The organism is Picosynechococcus sp. NKBG042902, from assembly GCF_963864045.1.
GTDB lineage: Bacteria > Cyanobacteriota > Cyanobacteriia > Cyanobacteriales > MRBY01 > MRBY01.
This window is the reverse complement of the sequence record NZ_CAWLTV010000023.1, coordinates 1-2,939: the sequence shown is the minus strand read 5'-3', so window position 1 is coordinate 2,939 and position 2,939 is coordinate 1. Positions and strand designations below refer to the sequence as shown.

At 36.2% G+C, this 2,939-nt stretch carries 1 protein-coding gene and 1 pseudogene; both read right to left on the bottom strand.

The window, feature by feature from the left end; all coding sequences use genetic code 11:
• Positions 1 to 13: 13 nt before the first annotated feature.
• Positions 14 to 2,617 (bottom strand): CRISPR-associated helicase Cas3', encoded by a 2,604-nt coding sequence (gene cas3 / locus AACR41_RS00190; RefSeq protein ID WP_200870521.1) that lies wholly within the window; start codon positions 2,615 to 2,617, stop codon positions 14 to 16.
• A 90-nt stretch (positions 2,618 to 2,707) separates the two neighbouring features.
• Positions 2,708 to 2,939: pseudogene (locus AACR41_RS00185) on the bottom strand (hypothetical protein); the annotation flags it as partial.

Sequence of the window (2,939 nt, the reverse complement as noted above, 5' to 3'; positions counted from 1 at the left end):
AAGAAAACTATAATTAGTTTATATTTTCTTTGATGTAAGAAATGATTGATTTATGTTTTCCCCCATTCTTTTCACAAATATGAAGAAGCTTCTCCTCTGTGCCTTTAGAGGCAATCTTTATGAAGACTTTAGGCAAATCTACAAATCCCAACTCTGAATCATATTGATAATTTTCTAATCCATGAGCAAAGCATAAGCCTATTTGATCTTCATTTCTTATAGTCACCAAAATATTTTTGCTATATGCAGACCCCCAACGCAACGGTCGCATCCCTCCTCGGGTTGTATCTTTGTCATAAAACTGTTCCTGTACAATTACATGAGCGTACTCATTACCAGCACAAAGTCTTTCAATAGGAACTGTTATAGAATGTGGTTTTTCATCAGTAATATCAACTTCACTAGAGTGATCTTTACCGATAAATTGTAAAGTTACGGAAGGCTGCCAGCTACGGGTTGGAATTACCCCTTTTTCGTGAGTTTCTTGACAAGTTAAATCACTACCATAGACATAATCATGGAGCATGGAGAAAGTCTCTAATACTCGATAATCATCAACTTGTTGCTGAGAAAAAATGCAATCTCCAACTGCTTCTGCATCAAATTCATTTAATTGAGAAAGAACTGATCGATAGTTATTCCAAGCTTCTGTATCTAAAGTATTGAGAAAATCAGGAATGCGATCGCCCACTACAATTACTTTTGCATCTTGGACATTACCACGACGATTACAACGACCTACTCGTTGAATTAAATTCTCTGGGGGACAAATTTGAGTAATCAAAGTTTCTGCATTGAGATCACAGCCAACTTCAATGGCTCTAGTCGTTACCAAAATGTAAGGTTGCCCATTGTCATCTCGTTGTTTGATTTGTTGATAAATATCTGGTCTAAGCTGATCTGCAATTCGACCATGGTAGAGAAATAAATTATCTGAATTTAGTTTCTCCTTAAGTTTTAGATATACACCCACTGCATCCTTAACAGTCTCTACAATTAGCAATATTCTGCGTTGAGGTTTTACTTTAATTTCTTCAAGGGCGATCGCCGTTACTTGTTCTTGAAAATTACTAGAATCGAAACTGCCATCTTCTTGTTCTTCTCCAATAGAAATTTTATCCAAATAATCAAAGCTCCTCAATTTAGGTTCAACAAAATCAGAAAAATCTAGAGGCTCTAAATAATCAAAAGTTTTTATGAGTTTTTCCGGCATGGTTGCCGTCATTAAAACAAGTGATCGACCTTGTTCATAAAGTGACTTCACCAAACTTTGGAAGTTGGTAAAGGCAATATTTTCATAGCTATGGGCTTCATCAAAACAAATCAAAGTTTTCTGCTGCTGGATGCGATGGGGAAAAATAAATGATTTTTGTTTATCCCCAAAGGCGAAATAGCGATAAATAAATTTATCTAGGGTAGTTAGAATTACATCGCCTTTATATAAATGGCGACGAGGGTTATTTTTGGGTTTAAAACTTTCACCATTTCCATATAATTTTCTTGTCATTACCGAGCCTGTATCAATGACTAAAGAAAATTGGCGATCTTGATTCTCTTCTAGAGCAGAAAATCGAGTTAGATATTTACCAATCCGTTCTGATTGATCTTCGATTAAACTTCTAGTCGGCAAAACTAAAAACAAACGATTGCGGTTGGCTAACGCAGGAAATAAGATTGCCTCTGTTTTACCGGAGCCAGTAGGTGCTTTGAGCAGTAATGCGGGATATTTATCTTCCCCAATAATGTTATCCATCACTGCCTGTTGCATTTCATTGGGGGTAAAACTCTTATTTTCTGGAATTTTCAGGTATAAAGTATTACAGTCTATAGCTCCTAATTTTTCATTGGCTAGCCGTTTCAGGGTAATAATGTGCTTATTATTTCTTGTTGAATTAATATCAAAATCATTGTGCCACCAGTCTTTCACTGCCTTATTAAGTCGTTTTGCCCAGTCCGTCTCTTTATCTTTTGGGCGATCGCCTTGATAGCTTTCAATCTCCTGCTTTAAATCTTTAGGGAAAGGCATCGACCATGTGGTGAGTGGTAATGATATTTCAGAAACATCATCACCAAATACCCAAGGCTCTAGAGAAAACTCATGATTATTGTGAGGATCTTGGACAATATTGAAATCCATAAAAACTCGACTTTCTGCCTGCTCGTCATCATCATAAAAACGACAAGCAATCTCTGCTTCTATCTGATCGCACATTTCTAAAATGTATAGTTCTCTAGCATAAGCAAGGGGATCAGTTTCTAGGATTTCTCGATACTGGCTCGCTTTACCCAATAAATTATTAGACTGAGCTAATGTTTTTAATTTATAGCTATCCCTTGCAATATCATGGATAGAGAAATCATGATGTCCTTTTGCAAGGTATTCTGCCCAAGGCTCATGCTTGTCCTCTGCTAGAAAGCGATGACCACTAAATGAATAAATTAATTTGGGTTTATTGTTTTTAACCTCTACTTTGAATTTGAACTTTTGAGGTTTACCCATGTCATGAATTTTAGCGGCTCTCAAAGTTCTTTTCTTAGCTGCATCAAGATCTGCTATATTTACAAACTCTGGTGATTGCCAATTCCATAAACTAACCAGTTTAGTGACATTTGCCACGTGATTACCTAATGGCTGGAACAGTAAATTCTTGGGAATTTTGTTTTTTCATCAGGAAAAAAAACTCTTCCGAAAATAAATTGTCTCTTTTTAGCTTGCATCATTTCTACTTAATAGGCTAACTAATGAGCTAGGGATAAAAATATTTTCCTGATCAGTCCAGTAATTTAGTATGGGATGATTGGCTGGATCAGAATAGTAAGCTCCTGTAAAAGGAATAAAGCCATTAACCGCTGTGGGTTCTTCTCCCCAAACACCTGTTTCTTCAAGTTGTGCATAGGCTTCCTTTTGCCATCGATAATGGTAAAGATTGTAAATATCA